At 74.1% G+C, this 17,471-nt stretch carries 17 protein-coding genes and 1 pseudogene; 6 read left to right on the plus strand and 12 right to left on the minus strand.

Annotation, left to right across the window (positions count from 1 at the left end; all coding sequences use genetic code 11):
• Nucleotides 1–396: 396 nt before the first annotated feature.
• Entirely contained in the window at nucleotides 397–726 is a 330-nt protein-coding gene (locus tag ABT345_RS25340; RefSeq protein WP_345092069.1) for a TraR/DksA family transcriptional regulator, read from the plus strand.
• Nucleotides 727–869: 143 nt separating this feature from the next.
• Here ABT345_RS25340 and ABT345_RS25345 read toward each other — a convergent pair whose 3' ends face one another.
• The 5 genes from ABT345_RS25345 to argC form a co-directional block, all read right to left on the minus strand.
• A complete protein-coding gene (locus ABT345_RS25345; protein WP_345092072.1) occupies nucleotides 870–1,412 on the minus strand; it encodes an arginine repressor in 543 nt (180 codons plus the stop codon).
• Between the two features lie 7 nt (nucleotides 1,413–1,419).
• Complete coding sequence (locus ABT345_RS25350; RefSeq protein WP_345092075.1) at nucleotides 1,420–2,637, minus strand: acetylornithine transaminase; 1,218 nt, start codon at nucleotides 2,635–2,637, stop codon at nucleotides 1,420–1,422.
• Nucleotides 2,634–3,560 carry an acetylglutamate kinase gene (argB, locus tag ABT345_RS25355; RefSeq protein ID WP_345092078.1) on the minus strand — a complete coding sequence of 309 codons (927 nt, stop codon included), beginning with the start codon at nucleotides 3,558–3,560 and terminating at the stop codon, nucleotides 2,634–2,636. The genes ABT345_RS25350 and argB overlap by 4 nt, the downstream gene beginning before the upstream one ends.
• Before the next feature lie 61 nt (nucleotides 3,561–3,621).
• Nucleotides 3,622–4,800, minus strand: coding sequence for a bifunctional glutamate N-acetyltransferase/amino-acid acetyltransferase ArgJ (argJ, locus tag ABT345_RS25360; RefSeq protein WP_345092081.1), 1,179 nt, complete (start codon nucleotides 4,798–4,800; stop codon nucleotides 3,622–3,624).
• Between the two features lie 85 nt (nucleotides 4,801–4,885).
• On the minus strand, nucleotides 4,886–5,914 hold the full coding sequence (gene argC, locus ABT345_RS25365) for an N-acetyl-gamma-glutamyl-phosphate reductase (protein WP_345092084.1): 1,029 nt from the start codon (nucleotides 5,912–5,914) through the stop codon (nucleotides 4,886–4,888).
• A gap of 190 nt (nucleotides 5,915–6,104) precedes the next feature.
• On the opposite strand from argC, the gene ABT345_RS25370 reads away from it, so the two are divergent.
• The gene (locus ABT345_RS25370; RefSeq protein WP_386459882.1) at nucleotides 6,105–6,641 is read left to right on the plus strand and encodes a GNAT family N-acetyltransferase; all 537 of its coding nucleotides are present in this window, start codon (nucleotides 6,105–6,107) and stop codon (nucleotides 6,639–6,641) included.
• Nucleotides 6,642–6,784: 143 nt separating this feature from the next.
• On the opposite strand, the gene ABT345_RS25375 is transcribed toward ABT345_RS25370, so the two are convergent.
• Nucleotides 6,785–7,372: a cysteine hydrolase family protein gene (locus tag ABT345_RS25375; RefSeq protein ID WP_345092087.1), complete on the minus strand. Its 588-nt coding sequence runs from the start codon at nucleotides 7,370–7,372 to the stop codon at nucleotides 6,785–6,787.
• A 74-nt stretch (nucleotides 7,373–7,446) separates the two neighbouring features.
• On the opposite strand from ABT345_RS25375, the gene ABT345_RS25380 reads away from it, so the two are divergent.
• Nucleotides 7,447–8,436 carry a GlxA family transcriptional regulator gene (locus ABT345_RS25380; protein WP_345092090.1) on the plus strand — a complete coding sequence of 330 codons (990 nt, stop codon included), beginning with the start codon at nucleotides 7,447–7,449 and terminating at the stop codon, nucleotides 8,434–8,436.
• Nucleotides 8,437–8,624: 188 nt separating this feature from the next.
• Nucleotides 8,625–9,286: pseudogene (locus tag ABT345_RS25385) on the plus strand (class I SAM-dependent methyltransferase).
• A gap of 67 nt (nucleotides 9,287–9,353) precedes the next feature.
• Here ABT345_RS25385 and ABT345_RS25390 read toward each other — a convergent pair.
• Nucleotides 9,354–9,992: a TetR/AcrR family transcriptional regulator gene (locus ABT345_RS25390; protein ID WP_345092093.1), complete on the minus strand. Its 639-nt coding sequence runs from the start codon at nucleotides 9,990–9,992 to the stop codon at nucleotides 9,354–9,356.
• A 125-nt stretch (nucleotides 9,993–10,117) separates the two neighbouring features.
• On the opposite strand from ABT345_RS25390, the gene ABT345_RS25395 reads away from it, so the two are divergent.
• The gene (locus tag ABT345_RS25395; protein WP_345092096.1) at nucleotides 10,118–10,906 is read left to right on the plus strand and encodes an alpha/beta fold hydrolase; all 789 of its coding nucleotides are present in this window, start codon (nucleotides 10,118–10,120) and stop codon (nucleotides 10,904–10,906) included.
• 128 nt (nucleotides 10,907–11,034) lie between these two features.
• Here the strand turns inward: ABT345_RS25395 and ABT345_RS25400 are convergent, their stop codons facing one another.
• The 5 genes from ABT345_RS25400 to ABT345_RS25420 all read right to left on the minus strand — a co-directional run bounded on the left by ABT345_RS25400 (nucleotide 11,035) and on the right by ABT345_RS25420 (nucleotide 16,502).
• Complete coding sequence (locus tag ABT345_RS25400) at nucleotides 11,035–12,540, minus strand: FAD-dependent monooxygenase (RefSeq protein ID WP_345092099.1); 1,506 nt, start codon at nucleotides 12,538–12,540, stop codon at nucleotides 11,035–11,037.
• Between the two features lie 331 nt (nucleotides 12,541–12,871).
• On the minus strand, nucleotides 12,872–13,513 hold the full coding sequence (locus tag ABT345_RS25405) for a response regulator (protein ID WP_345092102.1): 642 nt from the start codon (nucleotides 13,511–13,513) through the stop codon (nucleotides 12,872–12,874).
• Nucleotides 13,506–14,765: a sensor histidine kinase gene (locus ABT345_RS25410; RefSeq protein ID WP_345092105.1), complete on the minus strand. Its 1,260-nt coding sequence runs from the start codon at nucleotides 14,763–14,765 to the stop codon at nucleotides 13,506–13,508. The genes ABT345_RS25405 and ABT345_RS25410 overlap by 8 nt, the downstream gene beginning before the upstream one ends.
• Nucleotides 14,766–14,842: 77 nt before the next feature.
• Nucleotides 14,843–15,595 (minus strand): ABC transporter permease, encoded by a 753-nt coding sequence (locus tag ABT345_RS25415; RefSeq protein WP_345092108.1) that lies wholly within the window; start codon nucleotides 15,593–15,595, stop codon nucleotides 14,843–14,845.
• 1 nt (nucleotide 15,596) lies between these two features.
• Nucleotides 15,597–16,502, minus strand: coding sequence for an ABC transporter ATP-binding protein (locus ABT345_RS25420; RefSeq protein ID WP_345092111.1), 906 nt, complete (start codon nucleotides 16,500–16,502; stop codon nucleotides 15,597–15,599).
• A gap of 222 nt (nucleotides 16,503–16,724) precedes the next feature.
• Here ABT345_RS25420 and ABT345_RS25425 point away from each other — a divergent pair, with 222 nt between their 5' ends.
• Nucleotides 16,725–17,441, plus strand: a complete 717-nt coding sequence (locus ABT345_RS25425; protein ID WP_386459911.1) for a class I SAM-dependent methyltransferase — start codon at nucleotides 16,725–16,727, stop codon at nucleotides 17,439–17,441.
• Nucleotides 17,442–17,471 lie beyond the last annotated feature (30 nt).

Here is a 17,471-nt window from a genome sequence, read left to right on the forward strand (position 1 = left end):
GACCTCGGGGGCGCCCGGGTCGGGCGCCGGGCCCAGCCTGCCGGGGCGCCGCGGGCGCGTCGATCGGGTACGCGGTCCATCCCCGGCCGGGGGATACAGCGCCGGCGCACCCCGAGATGGGTGGTGCCACCCATGTACGGGGCGCGCCGCCGCGGCCAGGCTGGGATGCGGGAGCGACGGGTCGCGTTCGCCGGACGGGTGTGCCGTCGCGGGGGCGGTCCGGGCTGCTCCCGGCCGGGCGGTGACCACCGCCCGCCGTCCCGTCACCCGCCCGCCCCGGCACCGTCGCCGGCGGCGTATCGGGGGCCGCGGTGGCCGCGTCCCGGCCCGGTCTCGGACCCGGGCCGGGGCACGCCCGCCGCGGCCCCCGTGGCGCAGCGAAAGGAACCGCCCACGATGTCGCCCGATGCGGCCCGCTCCGAGAACCCCGCCGAACGGATCGACGCCGACGACGCCCGCCGGCGCCTGGTGCACGAGCGTGACGCCCGGCTGGCGCAGCTCACGGCCATCGAGGGCGAGGCGCCGCCCGGCAGCACCGATGCGCTGCTGACGTCGCAGACCGCGGCGATCCGCCAGGTGCTGTCGGAGATCGAGCAGGCCGAGGCGCGGCTGGCGGCCGGCACCTACGGGACCTGTGTGCGGTGCGCCGAGCCGGTGCCGGCCGAGCGGCTGGAGATCCTGCCGTACGCCCGGTGCTGCGTCGGCTGCCAGGAGCACACCGGCTGAGCGGCCCGGTGTGACGAGGGCCCGGGCGCGCCGCCGTGGTGGGGGCAGGCGCCCGGGCCCTTCGTGCGTGAGGGCGCCCCGCACGACGGCGCGGGCCCGGCCCTGACCTGATGGTCGGGGCCGGGCCCGCGTCGCGGGGTGGCTCAGTGTGCCTTCTGCGCCAGCCGCAGCAGATGGTCGGCGAGCGCCTGACCGCCCGCCGGGTCGCGGCTGATCAGCATCAGCGTGTCGTCACCCGCGATGGTGCCGAGGATGTCGTGCAGCTCCGCCTGGTCGATGGCGGAGGCGAGGAACTGCGCGGCGCCCGGCGGGGTGCGCAGCACGACGAGGTTGGCGGACGCCTCGGCCGAGATCAGCAGCTCCCCGGAGAGACGGCGCATCCGCTCCTCCTTGGCCGACTCCCCCAGCGGCGCCCGCGGGGTGCGGTCGCCGCCCTCGCTGGGTACCGCGTAGATCAGCTCACCGCCGGTGTTGCGGATCTTCACCGCGCCCAGTTCGTCCAGGTCGCGGGAGAGCGTCGCCTGGGTGACGGAGAGTCCGTCGTCGGCGAGCAGCTTCGCGAGCTGGCTCTGTGAGCGGACCGCCTGCCGGTTGAGGATGTCCACGATCCGGCGGTGGCGGGCGGTACGGGTCTGCGGTACGGCTTGACCTCCACCGAGTGTTTCGTTGTCCTGCTCGTCGATCATCGCTTCGTCAGTCTCCGGATCGTTGTTCCCCGTCGGCCGCCTCGCGGGCCGTGTCGAGGACGCCGGGCAGCTTGCGGAGGAACGTGTCCACGTCGTCGTCGGAGACGATCAGCGGCGGGGCGAGCCGGATGACGTCCGGCGCGACCGCGTTCACCAGCAGGCCCGCGTCCTGAGCCGCCTGCTGCGCCAGCGGCGCGAGGGGCTCCGTCAAGACGATACCCAGGAGGAGGCCCGCACCGCGGACCGAGGCGACCGCGGGGTGCGCCAGCGCCTCGATCCCGGCGCGCAGCCGCTCCCCGGTCCGCTTGACGTGGTCGAGCAGACCGTCGCGCTCGATGGTGTCCAATACGGCGAGCGCCGCCGCGCAGACGACCGGGTTGCCGCTGAACGTCGAGCCGTGCGAGCCGGGCGTCAGCAGTTCGGCTGCCGGGCCGAACGCCAGCGTCGCGCCGATCGGCAGCCCGCCGCCCAGCCCCTTGGCCAGCGTGACGACGTCCGCCTCGACGCCCTCCTCCTGGGCGGCGAACCAGTGGCCGGTGCGGCCGATGCCGGTCTGGATCTCGTCGAGGACGAGGAGGGTGCCGGTGGCGGCGGTGATCTCCCGGGCGGCGCGGAGGTAGCCCGGCGGCGGGACGACGACGCCGTTCTCGCCCTGCACGGGCTCCAGGATCACGAACGCGGTGTCGGTGGTGACCGCCGCGCGCAGCGCCTCGACGTCGCCGTACGGGACGTAGTCGACGTCGCCGGGCAGCGGGGCGAACGGCTGCTGCTTGGCGGGCTGGCCGGTCAGCGCCAGGGCGCCCATCGTCCGGCCGTGGAAGCCGCCGGCGGTGGAGACCATGTGGGTGCGGCCGGTGCGGCGGCCGATCTTGAAGGCCGCCTCGTTGGCCTCGGCGCCGGAGTTGGAGAAGTAGACGCGCCCGGGGCGCCCGGCGAGGGCGAGCAGCCGCTCGGCGAGCGTGACGGTCGGCCCGGAGACGAAGAAGTTGGAGACATGGCCGAGCGTGGCGACCTGGTCGGTGACGGCGCGGACCACCGCGGGGTGGGCGTGGCCGAGGGCGTTGACCGCGATGCCGCCGAGGAAGTCGAGGTAGGCGCCGCCGTCGGCGTCCCAGACCGTGGTGCCCTCGCCGCGGACCAGCGCCAGGCGCGGGGTGCCGAAGTTGTCCATCATGGCGCCCTGCCAGCGCCGCTGGAAGCCGGTGTTGCCGCTCGCGTCGGTCATGCCGTCCCCTCGTCCGTACCGTTCCCGGTGTCCTGATCCGGCACGACCATCGTGCCGATGCCCTCGTCGGTGAAGATCTCCAGCAGGATCGAGTGCTGGACCCGCCCGTCGATGACCCGGGCGGTGTGCACGCCGTTGCGGACGGCGTGCAGACAGCCCCGCATCTTGGGGACCATGCCGGAGGCCAGATCCGGCAGCAGCGCCTCCAGTTCGGTGGCGGTGAGCCGGGAGATGACCTCGTCGCTGTTCGGCCAGTCCTCGTACAGCCCCTCGACGTCGGTGAGGACCATCAGGGTCTCGGCGCCGAGGGCGGCGGCGAGGGCGGCGGCGGCGGTGTCGGCGTTGACGTTGAAGACGCCGTGGTCGCCGTCGTCGCCGCTGGCCGCGACGGAGGAGATGACGGGGATGCGGCCGTCGTCCAGCAGCGCCCGGACGGCGCCGGTGTCGATGGCCGTGACCTCGCCTACCCGGCCGATGTCCACCCGCTCGCCGTCGATCGACGCGTAGTGCCGGGTGGCGGTCATCAGCTGGGCGTCCTCGCCGGTCATGCCGACGGCGAGCGGGCCGTGCCGGTTGAGGAGGCCGACCAGTTCGCGCTGCACCTTTCCGGCGAGCACCATCCGGACGACGTCCATCGCCTCGGGCGTGGTGACCCGCAGGCCCGCCTTGAACTCCGACTCCAGGCCGAGGCGGTCGAGCTGCGCGCTGATCTGCGGGCCGCCGCCGTGCACGACGACCGGGCGGAGTCCGGCGTGGCGGAGGAAGACGACGTCCTGGGCGAAGGCGTTCTTCAGGTCCTCGTCGACCATGGCGTTGCCGCCGAACTTGATGACGACGGTCTTGCCGTGGTGCCGGGTCAGCCAGGGCAGCGCCTCGATGAGGGTGCGGGCCTTCGGCAGCGCGGTGTGTTTACGGGTACTCATGCGAGGGCCTCGCTGGCGTGGCTCGGGGCGGATGCGCGGGCGACGGGCTGCGGGCGGTGGGTCACGACGAGTACGCGCTGTTCTCGTGGACGTAGTCGGCGGTGAGGTCGTTGGCCCAGATGACCGCGGAGTCGGTGCCGGCGGCGAGGTCGGCGGTGATGCGCACCTCGCGGTAGCGCATGTCGACCAGGGAGCGGTCCTCGCCGACCGAGCCGTTCTTGCAGACCCAGACGTCGTTGATGGCGACGTTCAGCCGGTCGGGCTCGAAGGCGGCGGAGGTGGTGCCGATGGCGGAGAGGACCCGGCCCCAGTTGGGGTCCTCGCCGTGGATGGCGCACTTGAGGAGGTTGTTGCGGGCGATGGAGCGGCCGACCTCGACGGCGTCGTCCTCGCTCGCGGCATGGATCACCTCGATGCGGATGTCCTTGCTGGCGCCCTCGGCGTCGCCGATCAGCTGCCGGGCCAGGTCGTCGCAGACGGCGCGGACGGCCTCGGCGAACGCGGCGGCCTCGGGGACGACGCGGGAGGCGCCGGACGCCAGCAGCAGCACCGTGTCGTTGGTGGACATGCAGCCGTCGGAGTCGACGCGGTCGAAGGTGGTGCGGGTCGCGGCGCGCAGTGCGGCGTCCAGTTCGGCCGCGGGCACATCGGCGTCGGTGGTGAGGACGACGAGCATGGTGGCCAGGCCCGGTGCGAGCATCCCGGCGCCCTTGGCCATGCCGCCGACGGTCCAGCCGTCGCCGGAGACGACGGCGGTCTTGTGGACGCTGTCGGTGGTCTTGATGGCGATGGCGGCCTTCTCGCCGCCGTGCGGGGTGAGCTGGGCGACGGCCTTGTCGACGCCGGTGAGCAGCTTGCCCATCGGCAGCAGTTCGCCGATCAGGCCGGTGGAGCAGACGGCGACGGTGCCGGGGGCGTGGCCGCCGGTCTCGTCGTGGCCCGCGGTGTTCAGCGATTCGGCGGTCTTCTCGGCGGTGGCGTGGGTGTCCTGGAAGCCCTGCGGGCCGGTGCAGGCGTTGGCGCCGCCGGAGTTGAGGACGACGGCGGAGACCTCGCCGCCCCTCAGGACCTGCTCGGACCAGAGGACCGGCGCGGCCTTGACGCGGTTGGAGGTGAAGACGCCCGCGGCGGCCAGGCGCGGCCCGTGGTTCACCACGAGGGCGAGGTCCGGGTTGCCGTTCTCCTTGATCCCGGCGGCGATGCCCGCCGCCGTGAATCCCTGTGCTGCCGTGACGCTCACTGCTTCTCCTCGATCATTGCTCCGGCCGCGTCCGTCGTGGACCCGGCGCCCGCCCCGTCCTGCCCGCCCGTGCCGCCCGTACGGCTCACGGGGCGATCCCGACGAGCGGCAGCCCGGTGGTCTCCGGGAGGCCGAGGGCGAGGTTCATGCTCTGCACCGCGCCGCCGGCGGTGCCCTTGGCGAGGTTGTCGATCGCGCAGATCGCGACGATCCGCCCGGCCGCCGGGTCCAGGGCCACCTGGATCTGCGCGGTGTTGGCGCCGCAGACCGCGGCGGTCGCCGGCCACTGGCCCTCGGGCAGCAGCGTCACGAACGGCTCGTCCGCGAACGCCTTCTCGTACGCGGCGCGGACCGCCTCCGCGTCCACGCCCGGGAGCGCCTTGGCGGTGCAGGTGGCGAGGATGCCGCGGGGCATCGGTGCGAGCGTCGGCGTGAACGAGACGCCGACCCGCTCGCCCGCCACCGCGCTGAGGCTCTGGATCATCTCCGGTGTGTGCCGGTGGCCGCCGCCGACGCCGTACGGGCTCATCGAACCCATGACCTCCGAGCCCAGCAGATGCGGCTTGGCGGACTTGCCGGCGCCGGAGGTGCCGGACGCCGCGACGATCACCGCCTCGGGCTCGGCGAGGTGCGCGGTGTAGGCGGGGAAGAGGGCCAGCGCGACGGCGGTCGGGTAGCAGCCCGGCACCGCGATCCGCCGGGTGCCCTGGAGCGCCGCCCGCGCACCGGGCAGCTCGGGCAGCCCGTACGGCCAGGAACCGGCGTGCGGCGATCCGTAGAACGCCTCCCAGTCGGCGGCGTCGCGGAGCCGGAAGTCGGCGCCGCAGTCGATGACCAGCACGTTCGGGCCCAGCTCCGCGGCGACCGCCGCGGACTGCCCGTGCGGCAGCGCGAGGAAGACGACGTCGTGCCCGGCCAGCACCTCGGCGGAGGTCGGCTGCACCTCGCGGTCGGCGAGCGGGAGCAGATGCGGCTGGAGGGAACCCAGGCGCTGCCCGGCGTTGGAGTGCCCGGTCACCGCGCCGATCTCGACCTCCGGGTGCCCCAGAAGCATGCGCAGGACCTCACCCCCCGCATACCCACTCGCACCGGCCACTGCTGCACGTACCGCCATGGGACCCTCCTCCTCGATGGCATGACTATACGGTCGAGGGAAGTTTTATGCAATCCATTCGAGGGGTGGCGCAGCGGCGGCTCCGGCCCGTGCCGGCGGGATGGGGCGCGCGCTCGGGCGGTGGAGGAGGCCTTCGGTATCGGTCCCCGCCGAACCGGTGGCCCGTCCTGCGCGGCCTACACTCCGCGCTGTGACAGCCATGCAGCCGGTGATCCGCCCGGCGGTCCCGGCCGACCTGGGCGCCGTGGCCGAGATCTTCGCGCACTACGTCCGGCACACCGTGATCACCTTCGAGGAGACCCCTCCCTCGGTGGCCGCCTGGCACCGGCGGCTCGACGACCTCACCGCCGAGCGACTGCCCTTTCTGGTCGCCGAACTCGCCGGCGAAGTCGTGGGATACGCCTACGCGGCCCCTTGGCGTCCCAAACCCGCCTATCGGCACACCGTCGAGAACTCGATCTACCTCGCCCCCGGCCGGACGGGCCGAGGCCTGGGCGGCGCCTTGCTGAAAGCCCTGCTGACCGCCTGCGCCCGGACTCACGTACGGCAGATGATCGCCGTCATCGCCGACACCGGCATCGACACCTCGGTCGCACTGCACCGCCGTTTCGGCTTCACCGACGCGGGCCGGCTGGTCGCCGTTGGCCACAAGCACGGCCGCCGGCTCGACACCGTGCTGATGCAGCGCACGCTTGGCCACCCCCCGGAAGGCACCCACCCGGGCTGAACGGCAAGGAGCACGGCGATCAGCCGGCTCTGCGGTGTGGTCACGCCCTCCTCGTACTCGCACCGGGCTCGTGTCTCCGCGCACTGCGGCCCCGGCCACCGGCACCGGCGCCGGGGCGGTGGCCCGCATCCCCGATCCGGAGCTCAGGGCCGGGCGGCTGCCACCAGTTCGCCGGTTGTCACCACCCGGGCGAAGCCGCCGCCGTGCAGTGAGACGGCGCTCGCCCGGCTCAGCTCGTCGGCCGTCAGGCGCCAGCCGTTCGGGCCGGTCAGGTCGAAGGTGTGGGTGGCGTCGAGGGCGACCAGCACGTCGTAGCCGAGGTTGCCGCCCATGCGGGCGGTGGTCTCCACGCACATGTTGGTCTGGATGCCGGCCAGTACGACCTGGGCGGTGCCCGCCGCCTTGAGCCAGCCGTCGAGGTCGGGGGTGCCGTAGAACGCCGAGTTCACGGACTTGGTCACGAGCAGCTCCGGGCCGCCGCCCTTGCCGCGCCGCTCCTGGACGTACTCCTTGAAGCCGTTGCCCGCACACCCGGGCCGCAGCGGTGAGCCGGGATCGCCGGAGTCGTGGCGTACGAAGACGACCGGCCGGTCCGTGTCCTGCCAGGCGGCGAGCAAGGAAGCGATGTTCCGGTCGGCGGCCGGGTTGTTGCGCGGGCCCCAGAACTCCGGTGCGTCGAAGCCCTTCTGTACGTCCACCACCACCAGTGCGGCGTTCCGTGTGATCTCCATGCCCACGATCCTGCCTCCGGGCCGAGCCCGCCGACAGCAGGAGGAAAGACAGCGATCGATGGTTTACTGCCAGGATGATCCGACCGGCCCCGGCCCACCGCATCGCCCTGCTCGCCTTCCCGGGCATCCGGGCCTTCGACGTCACGGTGATCACCGAGGTGTGGGGCACGGACCGCACCGATCGCGGGGTCCCCGCGTTCGAGCTGCGCCGGGTGGCCGCCGGCCCCGAGGCGGTACCGATGCGCGGCGGGCTCGCGCTCACCCCCGACCGCACGCCGGCCTGGCTGCCGCGCGCCGAGCTGATCCTGGTACCGGGCCTGGACGACCTCACCCCGGCCCCCGAGCCGATCCTCGCGGCGCTGCGCCGCGCCCACGCCCGGGGCACCACCATCGCCGCGCTGTGCGGCGGGGCGTTCACGCTCGCCCAGGCGGGCCTGCTGGACGGCCGCCGGGCGCTGACCCACTGGGCACTCGCCGATCAGCTGCGGGCCCGGCATCCGCGGGTGTGGGTCGAGCCGGACGCCCTGTTCCTCGAGGACGGCAATCTGTGGACCTCGGCCGGCACCGCCGCCGGCATCGACCTGTGCCTGCACCTGGTGCGCACCATGCACGGCGCGGAGGTGGCCGCGACGGTCGCCCGCTCCATGGTCACCGCGCCGTTCCGGACCGGCACCCAGGCCCAGTTCATCGAGCACCCGACCGGGCACGCCGACCGCGACGCGGACACGCTGGCCGAGGTACGCGCCTTCGCCCTGGCGCATCTCGGCGAACCGCTCACCGTGTCCGCGCTCGCCGCCCGCGTCGGGATGTCGCCGCGCTCCTTCGCCCGGCGCTTCGCGGCGGCCACCGGAACCACCCCGCTGCGCTGGCTCGTGGACCACCGCATCGCCGCGGCCCAAAAACTCCTCGAACGCACCGACCTGCCCATGCCCGAGGTCGCCCGCCGGTCCGGTTTCGGCAGCGAGGTCACCATGCGCCAGCACTTCGCGTCCCGCCTGGCGACCAGCCCGCGCGCGTACCGCGCCTCGTTCGCCGAGCAACCGCCCGCCGGACACGGGCGCTGACCGCGGGGCGGCCACGACGCCCGCCCGGGCCGGCCGGACCGCCAGGAGTCCGGCTCACGCGCCGCGTCTCAGCCGGAAGCCCGCAAGATCCCCGGTGCGTACGCCGCGCAGCCCGTCCGTCGCCTCTCCGTTGGCCGGATTCCCCCGAACGCGGCGCCGCAGGGGCAGGGACTTGGTGGACTGAGGGCATGACGCCACTGCCGCAGCGGGTCCTCCGCGCGCTCGACCGGTTCAACGCCGCCCATCCCTGGGACCACAACGCCCACTACCACCGGTGGATCCTGCGGCAGCTGCCCGCGCGTTTTACCGATGCGCTGGACGTCGGCTCCGGCAGCGGCGACCTGAGCCGGCTCCTGGCCACCCGCGCCACCGCGGTCCGGGGCATCGACGCCGACCCGGCGATCACCGCGCGGGCGCGGCGGCTGACGCCGCCCTCGGCCCCGGTGACCTTCACCGTCGCGGAGGCGCCGGCCGGCATCCCCGCGGGCCCCCACTCCGTCATCACCTGCGTCGCCACCGTCCACCATCTGCCCTTCGCCGAGGCGCTCACCGCCTTCCGCCGGCAGCTGGCCCCGGCGGCACCCTGGTGATCGTCGGGCTGTACCGGGCGCAGAGCGCCGGCGACTTCCTGCTCGGCGCCGCCGCCTGCCCGCTGAACGCCGTCATCGGATGGCTCAGGAACAAGGGCCGCAGGGCACCTTGCCCGGTCTCGATGACCGCCCCGACCCGGCCGGCGGAGATGAGCTTTCCCGACATCGTGCGGGAGGCCCGCGGCGCCTTGCCCGGGGCGCGGCTGCGCCGCCGGCTGTTCTGGCGCTACACCCTCGTGTGGCGCCGGGGTCACGCCTGAGCGGACCGCCCGGCACCCGTCGGGCCGTCCGCCCCGTCCGGCCCCGTCGGCACCGCCGCGTCGTGGCTCAGTCCGCGCCGCCGGCCGGCGGCGCCGGCCACGCCGACATCGCGGCGTCGGCGAGGCGCTCCAGCATCTCCCGGCCCACCCCGTCGCAGGCCTGCTGGTTCATCCCCTGGACGACCGCCGCGTAGAAGGCGGCCAGCGCGTCGGCGTCCGTGGTGGCGGGGAGGCGTCCGGCGTCGATGTCGCCGCGGATGCAGGAGGCGATCGCGGCCTTGGCCTCCTCGCGCAGGGCGCGCAGCCGGTCCTTGACGCCCTGCGAGCCCGGGCCGCAGTTGGCCGCCGCGCTGATGATGAGGCAGCCGGGCGGATGACTGGGGTCGGTGTAGTCCGCGGCGAGGTGCCGCAGCATCGCGGCGACGGCCGAGCGGGCGTCCGTCCCGCGCGAGGGCGTGGTGCCGTGGGTGCGGACGTAGAGCTGGAGGGCCTCCTCGAACAGCTGCCGTTTGTCGCCGAAGGCGGCATAGAGGCTGGGCGGCTTGATCCCCATCGCTTCGGTCAGCGTGGCGATGGACGTCGTGTCGTACCCGTATGTCCAAAATTCCCGCAGGGCGGCGGCCAGCGCCCGGTCGCGGTCGAATGCGCGGCGGGTCGGCCCGCCGCCTCTCCTTGCGGCCTTGGACGGCGAGTTCACGCTGCTCATGCCCGCACCCTATCGCCCAACCGTAGCGATCGCTAAAGAAGCTCTGCTACGGTCGCCCCGCACCCAGCTTTAGTGATCGCTACAGCTGTCCGGTGCGGCGCCCTCCTGCCCGAAAGGACCCCCTGATGACGACACCGATCCCGGCCGCCTTCGCCCGCACCGTCCGAGGCGAGGGCCCCGGCCTGCTGCTCGCCCACGGCGCGAGCGGCAGCATCGAGGACAACTACGGGCCGATCCTGGACGGGCTCGCCGCGCGGCACACCGTCGTCGGCGTCGACTACCCCGGCTCCGGCGCCACCCCGGCGGCGGACCGCCTGGAGGTCGATACGCTGGCGGACCAGCTCATCGCGGCGGCCGACGCCGAAGGGCTGGACACCTTCGCGGTCAGCGGGTACTCGCTCGGCGGCCCGGTCGCGATCCGCCTCGCCACGCGGTACCCGGAGCGCGTCAGCTCCCTCGTCCTGACCGCGACGTTCGGGTACACCGACGCCCGCACCGAACTGGTCGCCGCCGTCTGGCAGCAGCTCCTGGAGGCCGGGCACCTCACCGCGCTCGCCGCCTACACACAGCTGATGGCGCTCAGCGAACCGGCCCTGCACGCCCTTACCCCGGCCCAGGTCCGGGCCGACACCGAGCAGCTCGCCGCCGGGCTGACCTCCGGCCCCACCGCGCAGGTGAACCTGGTCCGCAGGATCGACGTCCGCGAGGAACTCGCGGGCCTCACGGTGCCGGCCCTCGTCGTCGTCACCACCGAGGACCGGCTCGTCTCCCCGGTGCTCCAACGCGAGCTGGCCGCCGCCGTCCCCACCGCCGAGACCGTCGAAGTCCTCTCCGGACACTGCCCGTTCGCCGATCAGCCCCGGCAGTGGCTGGAGGTCATCGAGGACTTCCTCGCCCGCACCGCCGGCCGCTGACCGGACGGAGCGGGCGAGAGCGCGGACGGCGCCGCCCACAGTCGTCCCCGGCGGCCCGTGCACCGCGCACGGACCGCACGCGTTCCCGTACGGATACGCCTACGGGAAGAAGGCCGCCGGCCGCCGTGTCACCGGCTGCCGCCTCCGGCCCGCGCCCCGAACCACTCCGCCAGCCGCTCGTCCAACTCCCCCTGGTCGTCGCCGACCCACGCCACATGGCCGTCCGGCCGCAGCAGGGCGGCGGGCACGTCCGGGGCGACGGCGTTGTCGGGGACGCGGTCGACGCGGTCCTCCCAGCCCGCGACGGTGAGCTTGCGGGTGCGGTCCAGCAGCAGACCGCGGCCGTCGTGCATCCGCTCGTAGAGGCGGCCCCGCGTCAGCGGCAGGTCGCGCATCCGGCGGCCGAGCAGGGCGTGGCCCCCGCCCAGGTCGTAGCGGACGTCGACGGCGGTGATGAGGCCGGTGATGTGCCGGTTGACCTCCTCGATCTCCATCAGCCGGGAGAGGAGCGCGCGCAGTGCGGCCGGGCCCGGGTCGGTGCCCAGCAGCGTCATCTGGGCGCGGGTGTGGGCCAGCACCTGGGCGCCCACCGGGTGGCGTTCGGCGTGGTACGTGTCGAGCAGCCCGTCCGGCGCCCACCCGGCCACCTCGGCGGCGAGCTTCCAGCCGAGGTTGAACGCGTCCTGGATACCGAGGTTGAGGCCCTGGCCGCCGGTCGGCGGATGGATGTGGGCGGCGTCGCCGGCCAGCAGCACCCGGCCCGCGCGGTAGCGCTCGGCCTGCCGGGTGGCATCGCCGAAGCGGGACAGCCAGCGCGGGCTGTGCACCCCGAAGTCGGTCCCCGCCCAGGCCCGCAGCTGCTCCCGGAACTCCTCCAGGGTCGGCGCCGTACGGTCCTCGGCGACGCCCTCGGCCGGGACGAGGAAGCGGTGCACGCCCGCCTTCCCGTCCACGTCGGGCATGACGCCGAACCGCAGTTGGGTGCGGCGGACCTCCGCGACGGCGGCGGCGATCTCCGCCGGGTCCGCGGTCGCCTCCATGTCGCCGAGCAGCGTCTCGGTGGTGGCGGGCTCACCAGGGAATCCGATGCCGGCCAGCTTGCGGACGGTGCTGCGGCCGCCGTCGCACCCGACGAGGTAGCGCGTGCGCAGACGGCTGCCGTCCGCCGCCTCGACGCTCACCCCGGCCGCGTCCTGGCGCAGCGCGACGACCTCGGTGCCACGGCGGATCTCCGTGCCCAGTTCCCGGGCGCGCTCCTCCAGCAGCCGCTCGGTGTCCGGCTGGCCGATGGCGAGGCCGTACGGATGGGCGGTGTCCAGCCCGTCCGGCCACGCCGTGATGATGCCCCCGAACAGGCCGCCGGCCCGGAACTTCTCACCGGCGGCGCAGAAGCGCTCCAGCAGTCCGCGCTGGTCCAGCAGTTCCACGCTGCGCGCGTGCAGACCGCGCCCGCGGGACTGGCCGGACGGCTCGGCCAGCCGCTCCAGCACGACGACGCCGACACCGTGCAGCCGCAATTCCGCCGCCAGCATCAGACCGGTCGGCCCGCCACCGACCACGATCACGTCATACGTCTTCCGGCGCGGCTCGTCGTTCTCCGCGCCGTTCTCCGCTTCATTCTTCGCTTCGTTCATCGCGTCATTCATCGCGTCACGCCTTGCGTCGTGCGCTGCGTCCTGCATCGAATACCCCGTTCCACGGAATGTTTTCCACGGGCCTGTGGCCCGGCACGTGGCGGTCCGCTCCGGACCGGCGGCCTGTCGTTTGCGCTGGTCCCGGACGTGCGGCGGATATTCTGCGACGCCTTGGGGGCCTTGCGGCAAGGCCCCCTGTGCGCTATATCTTGAGAGTGGCAGGGAGCGGATATCCATCCCTGCCTTTACTTTTTGTCCTCCAGGCGCCGAATTCCGCGTCTCCGGCGCCGTATTCCGGCTGCCGGTGCGGCCTTTCGCCGGTTCCGCCCCGCTATCCCAAAATCCCCCGGTCGTACGCGTTCGCCACCGCCGCCGCGCGGTCCTTGGCGTCCAACTTGGCGTAGATGTGGGTGAGATGGGTCTTGACGGTGGCCTCGCTGATGAAGAGGACGCGGGCGATCTCGCGGTTGGAGGTGCCCTTGGCGACGAGGGCGAGGACCTCGCGTTCGCGGGCGGAGAGGGTGGCGTCGGCGGGGGCCGGGGAGCGGACGGCGGTGACCAGACGGGAGGCGACGGCGGGCGAGAGGACCGTGCGGCCGGCCGCCGCGGCGCGGACGGCGGTGAACAGTTCGTCGCGCGGGGCGTCCTTGAGGAGATAGCCGGTGGCGCCCGCCTCGATCGCCGGGAGGGTGTCGGAGTCCGTGTCGTAGGTGGTGAGGACGAGGACCTTGGCGCGGGCGCCGCGGCGGGTGAGTTCCGCGATGGCCTCGACGCCGCTGCCGCCCGGCATCCGCAGGTCCATGAGGATGACGTCCGGGTCGAGGCGGGCGGCGAGCGCCACCGCCTCGGTGCCGCCGGACGCCTCGCCGAGCACGGTGAAGCCCAGGGACGCGCTGAACATGCCGCGCAGCCCGTCGCGGACGACCGGGTGGTCGTCGACGAGGAGGAGGGTGATCGTCGGGTCGTCAGCCATGGCGCACCAACGGTACGCGAGCGGAGACGGCCGTTCCGGCGCCGGGCTCGGACTCGATGCCGAGGGTCCCGGCGACGCGTTCGGCGCGGGCCCGCATCCCGCCGAGGCCGAAGCCGCCGGTGGCCGAGCGCGGGGGCAGCGCCAGCGGGTCGAAGCCGCGGCCGTCGTCGCGGATGTCCAGGCTCACCTCGTCGCCCATGTAGGAGAGGGTGACGCCGACGCGGGTGGCGGCGGCGTGCCGGTCGACGTTGGCGAGCGCTTCCTGGGCGATGCGCAGCAAGGTGGCCTCCAGTTCGTCGTGGAGTGGTTCGACGGTGCCGGTGACGGTCAGTCCGGCGCGGGCGCCCGCCCGCTCCGACCAGTTCCGTACCAGCTTCTCCAGCGCCTCGGGCAGCGCGTCGTGCTCCAGGTCGCCGGGGCCGAGGTCCTGGACGGAGCGGCGGGCCTCGCCCAGGGAGCGGCGGGCGAGGGCGGCGGCGCGCTCGACGTGGGAGCGGGCGCGGTGCGCGTCGGGGGTGTCGGCGGCGGCCTGGAGCTGGGTGATGATGCCGGTCAGGCCCTGGGCGATGGTGTCGTGGATCTCGGCGGCCAGCCGGCGCCGTTCGTCGGCGACACCGGCCTCGCGGGCCTGGACGAGGAGCTGGGCGTGGAGCCCGGCGTTCTCCTGAAGCGCCTGTTCCAGGCGGGCGTTGGTCCGCTCCAGCTCGGTGATGGCGGCCGCCTTCGCCGCCGCCCGGTCGGCGTCACGCTGCGCGAGGTGGGCGAAGAGCAGGCCGAGGCCGCAGTGGAGCAGGAAGAGCCCGCCGAAGAGGATCCAGCCCACCGCGCCCGGCCCCGGAGGCAGCCCGCCGGACTGCGATCCGGCCATCGTCACGGCGGTGAGGACCATGCCGAGCCTCATCAGCCGGGGCGGCAGCAGCGCCCCGCTGTCGAAGTACCCCATCACCGCGAAGATCGAGTAGAAGGGGTTCATCCAGGTCAGGCCGAAGGCCAGGGCGGTGCGGACGGCGAAGTACGCGGTGGCGGGCGGCGTTCCCCGGCCGGCGGTGCGGCGCCTGCGGTGCCACCACAGCTGGAGGGCGAGCGCGGCGGCGACCGGCCAGACGGTGAGGTCGCGGTGGCCGTGCGCGGGGAGGAAGGGGCCCGAGACCACGGCGAGGGCGGTGCTGATCGCCAACAGGACGTACGGGCCCCAGCGGTGGAACTGCTCCCAGCGCTCGTCGGTGCCGGTCAGCCGGCTCTCGGTCGTCATGGCGTTCAGGATGCCGCGCGCCGTCCCCGGGCTCCCCCGCGGCCCGGGGACGGCTCGGCGCACGCCCCGTCCGTCCGTCATTCCCAGCGGAACCGGCGGACCGCCACGGTCAGCAGCGCCGCCGCCCACAGAGCGGTCACGCCCAGGTGCGACCAGCTCGGCCAGTGTCCGGCGGCCGCCTGGCCGAGCGCCTGGGAGGCGGCGCCGAGCGGCGACCACTCGACGATCTGGCGCAGCGCCTGCGGCATGGACGGGACGGGGATCCACACGCCCGCGGTGAACATCATCGGGAAGAAGACGACCGTCCCGAGGGTCTGCGCGGCCTTCACCGTCCGGGACAGGGCCGACAGCGCGCAGCCCAGTGCGAAGGCGGCGAGGGTGGTGACCAGCAACGCCAGGACGTATCCGGCGGGTTGGGCGGGCAGCGCCACGCCGAACGCGAGGCGGCCGACGGCGAGCGCGAGCAGCACGGAGACGAGGACCGCGCCGGCGTGCAGCACCAGCGACGCCAGGAGCAGCGACGCGGGGCGGGCCGGGGTGGTGGACAGGCGGCGCAGGATGCCGCGTTCGCGGTAGCCGGTGAGCTGGACCGGCATGGTCTGCACCCCGGCGACGCTCAGCGCGAGCAGCACGGCGACGGGGACGTACAGGTCGATGACGCGCAGTCCGCCGGGGGCCGCGCCCGGTTCGCGGAAGGACGGGATGAGGCCGAGGATCGTCAGCAGCGCGCTCGGGAAGACCACCAGCCAGAAGAGCGCCCCGGGCTCGCGGCGGAAGAGTCTCGCCTCGGTCTTGAGGACGGCGGTGTGCGCCGTGGTCGCGGTGGACATCTCAGCTCTCCCGGTCGGTGAGGTCGAGGAAGGCGTCGTCGAGGGTGGCGTCGGTGACGCGCAGCCGGCCGGCCGTGATGCCGTGCCGGGCGAGCAGCGACAGGAGCGCGGTGACGGTGTCGTCGGCGCCGTGCAGGGTGATGCGGCCGTCCCGGTCCCGGGTGGTGGCGGTGACGGCGGGCAGCGCGGCGAGGTCAGCGGGGTCCGGCGGGCGGGAGGGGGTGAAGGAGATGACGGTGGCGGTGGCGGCGCCGCGGATCAGTCCGGCGGGGGTGTCGAGGGCGGCGATCCGGCCCCGGTCGATCACCGCGACGCGGTCGCAGAGCCGCTGCGCCTCCTCCATGAAGTGGGTGACGAGGAGGACGGTGACGCCGCTGTCGCGGACCTCCTCGATGAGCTGCCAGGTGTCGCGGCGCGAGCGCGGGTCGAGGCCGGTCGTCAGCTCGTCGAGGACCACCACGCGCGGGTTGCCGATGAGGGCGAGCGCAATGAACAGGCGCTGTTTCTGGCCGCCGCTGAGCTTGCCGAAGCGTTGGCCGAGGAGGCCGGTGAGGCCGAGCCGGTCGGTGAGGTGGCCGCGGTCGGCGGGGTGCGGGTAGAAGGCGCTGTACAGCTCCAGCGCCTCGCCGACGGTGAGTTTCGGCTGGAGTTCGCTCTGCTGGAGCTGGGCGCCGAGGAGGCCGGTGACCCGGTCGTGGTCGGCGATCGGGTCGAGGCCGGCGACGCGTACGGTTCCGGCGTCGGGGACGCGCAGCCCCTCGACGCATTCGACGGTGGTGGTCTTGCCGGCGCCGTTCGGGCCGAGGATGCCGAAGATCTCGCCCTCGTCGACGGTGAAGCTGATGCCGTCGACGGCGGGGCGCCCCCCGTAGGCCCGGTGCAGGCCCGTCACTTCGATGATGGACATGGCGCCAGCCTGGCCCGCCGGGCCCGCGCCCGGCATCGGCCGACGCGCTCGACGCCGTATCAGCCGATCGGTTGACGGCGCGGCGATCGGCCGATGGCCGGGGTACGACCCGGAGGGCGCCGGGCGGGGGAAAACGGGTGGATCCGGGGCGGGGCGGCTGGGAGCATCGCCCCCGTGACGCAGACGTTCGAGGATCTGGTGGCGGAGGCCGAGCAGGCTCCGATGGCGGGCTGGGACTTCTCCTGGCTGGCGGGGCGGGCGACGGAGGAACGCCCGTCGTGGGGATATCAGCGGTTGATGGGAGCGCGGCTGGCGGGCGCATCGGCGGCGTTGGACGTGCAGACCGGCGGCGGGGAGGTGCTGGCCGGGGTGGACCGGCTGCCGCCGCTGATGGCCGCCACGGAGGCGTGGCCGCCGAATGTCGCGGCGGCCACGCGGCTGCTGCGGCCGCGCGGTGTGGTGGTGGTCGCCGATGCGGACGAGCCGCCGTTGCCGTTCGCCGACGGCGCCTTCGACCTGGTCACCAGCCGCCATCCGGTGACGGTGTGGTGGCAGGAGATCGCCCGGGTGCTGGAGCCGGGCGGCACGTATCTGTCCCAGCAGGTCGGTCCGGCCAGCGTGTTCGAGCTGGTGGAGTTCTTCCTGGGGCCGCAGCCGGAGGCGGTGCGGCGCAGCCGCCATCCGGACGACGCCCGGCGCGATGCGGAGGCGGCCGGTCTGGACGTCGTCGACCTGCGGCTGGAGTCGCTGCGCACGGAGTTCCACGACATCGGCGCGGTGGTGTACTTCCTGCGCAAGGTGGTCTGGATGGTGCCGGGCTTCACCGTGGACGGCTACCGCGACCGGCTGCGCGAGCTGCACGAGAAGATCCTGGCCGAGGGGCCGTTCCAGGCGCGGACCACGCGGTTCCTGATCGAGGCGCGCAAGCCGGCGGGCTGAGCGGGGCGGGCCGCGGCGGCGGGCCGGCGG

This window comes from Streptomyces sp. NPDC000404 (assembly GCF_040300365.1).
In the GTDB taxonomy this organism is placed as follows: Bacteria; Actinomycetota; Actinomycetes; order Streptomycetales; family Streptomycetaceae; genus Streptomyces; species Streptomyces ramulosus.

Coding starts and splice junctions, on each gene's coding strand:
- ABT345_RS25340 (WP_345092069.1), top strand. CDS start 397: ATGTCGCCCGATGCGGCCCGCTCCGAGAACCCCGCCGAACGGATCGAC.
- ABT345_RS25345 (WP_345092072.1), bottom strand. CDS start 1,412: ATGATCGACGAGCAGGACAACGAAACACTCGGTGGAGGTCAAGCCGTA.
- ABT345_RS25350 (WP_345092075.1), bottom strand. CDS start 2,637: ATGACCGACGCGAGCGGCAACACCGGCTTCCAGCGGCGCTGGCAGGGC.
- argB (WP_345092078.1), bottom strand. CDS start 3,560: ATGAGTACCCGTAAACACACCGCGCTGCCGAAGGCCCGCACCCTCATC.
- argC (WP_345092084.1), bottom strand. CDS start 5,914: ATGGCGGTACGTGCAGCAGTGGCCGGTGCGAGTGGGTATGCGGGGGGT.
- ABT345_RS25375 (WP_345092087.1), bottom strand. CDS start 7,372: ATGGAGATCACACGGAACGCCGCACTGGTGGTGGTGGACGTACAGAAG.
- ABT345_RS25380 (WP_345092090.1), top strand. CDS start 7,447: ATGATCCGACCGGCCCCGGCCCACCGCATCGCCCTGCTCGCCTTCCCG.
- ABT345_RS25390 (WP_345092093.1), bottom strand. CDS start 9,992: ATGAGCAGCGTGAACTCGCCGTCCAAGGCCGCAAGGAGAGGCGGCGGG.
- ABT345_RS25395 (WP_345092096.1), top strand. CDS start 10,118: ATGACGACACCGATCCCGGCCGCCTTCGCCCGCACCGTCCGAGGCGAG.
- ABT345_RS25400 (WP_345092099.1), bottom strand. CDS start 12,540: ATGAACGAAGCGAAGAATGAAGCGGAGAACGGCGCGGAGAACGACGAG.
- ABT345_RS25405 (WP_345092102.1), bottom strand. CDS start 13,513: ATGGCTGACGACCCGACGATCACCCTCCTCCTCGTCGACGACCACCCG.
- ABT345_RS25410 (WP_345092105.1), bottom strand. CDS start 14,765: ATGACGACCGAGAGCCGGCTGACCGGCACCGACGAGCGCTGGGAGCAG.
- ABT345_RS25415 (WP_345092108.1), bottom strand. CDS start 15,595: ATGTCCACCGCGACCACGGCGCACACCGCCGTCCTCAAGACCGAGGCG.
- ABT345_RS25420 (WP_345092111.1), bottom strand. CDS start 16,502: ATGTCCATCATCGAAGTGACGGGCCTGCACCGGGCCTACGGGGGGCGC.
- ABT345_RS25425 (WP_386459911.1), top strand. CDS start 16,725: ATGGCGGGCTGGGACTTCTCCTGGCTGGCGGGGCGGGCGACGGAGGAA.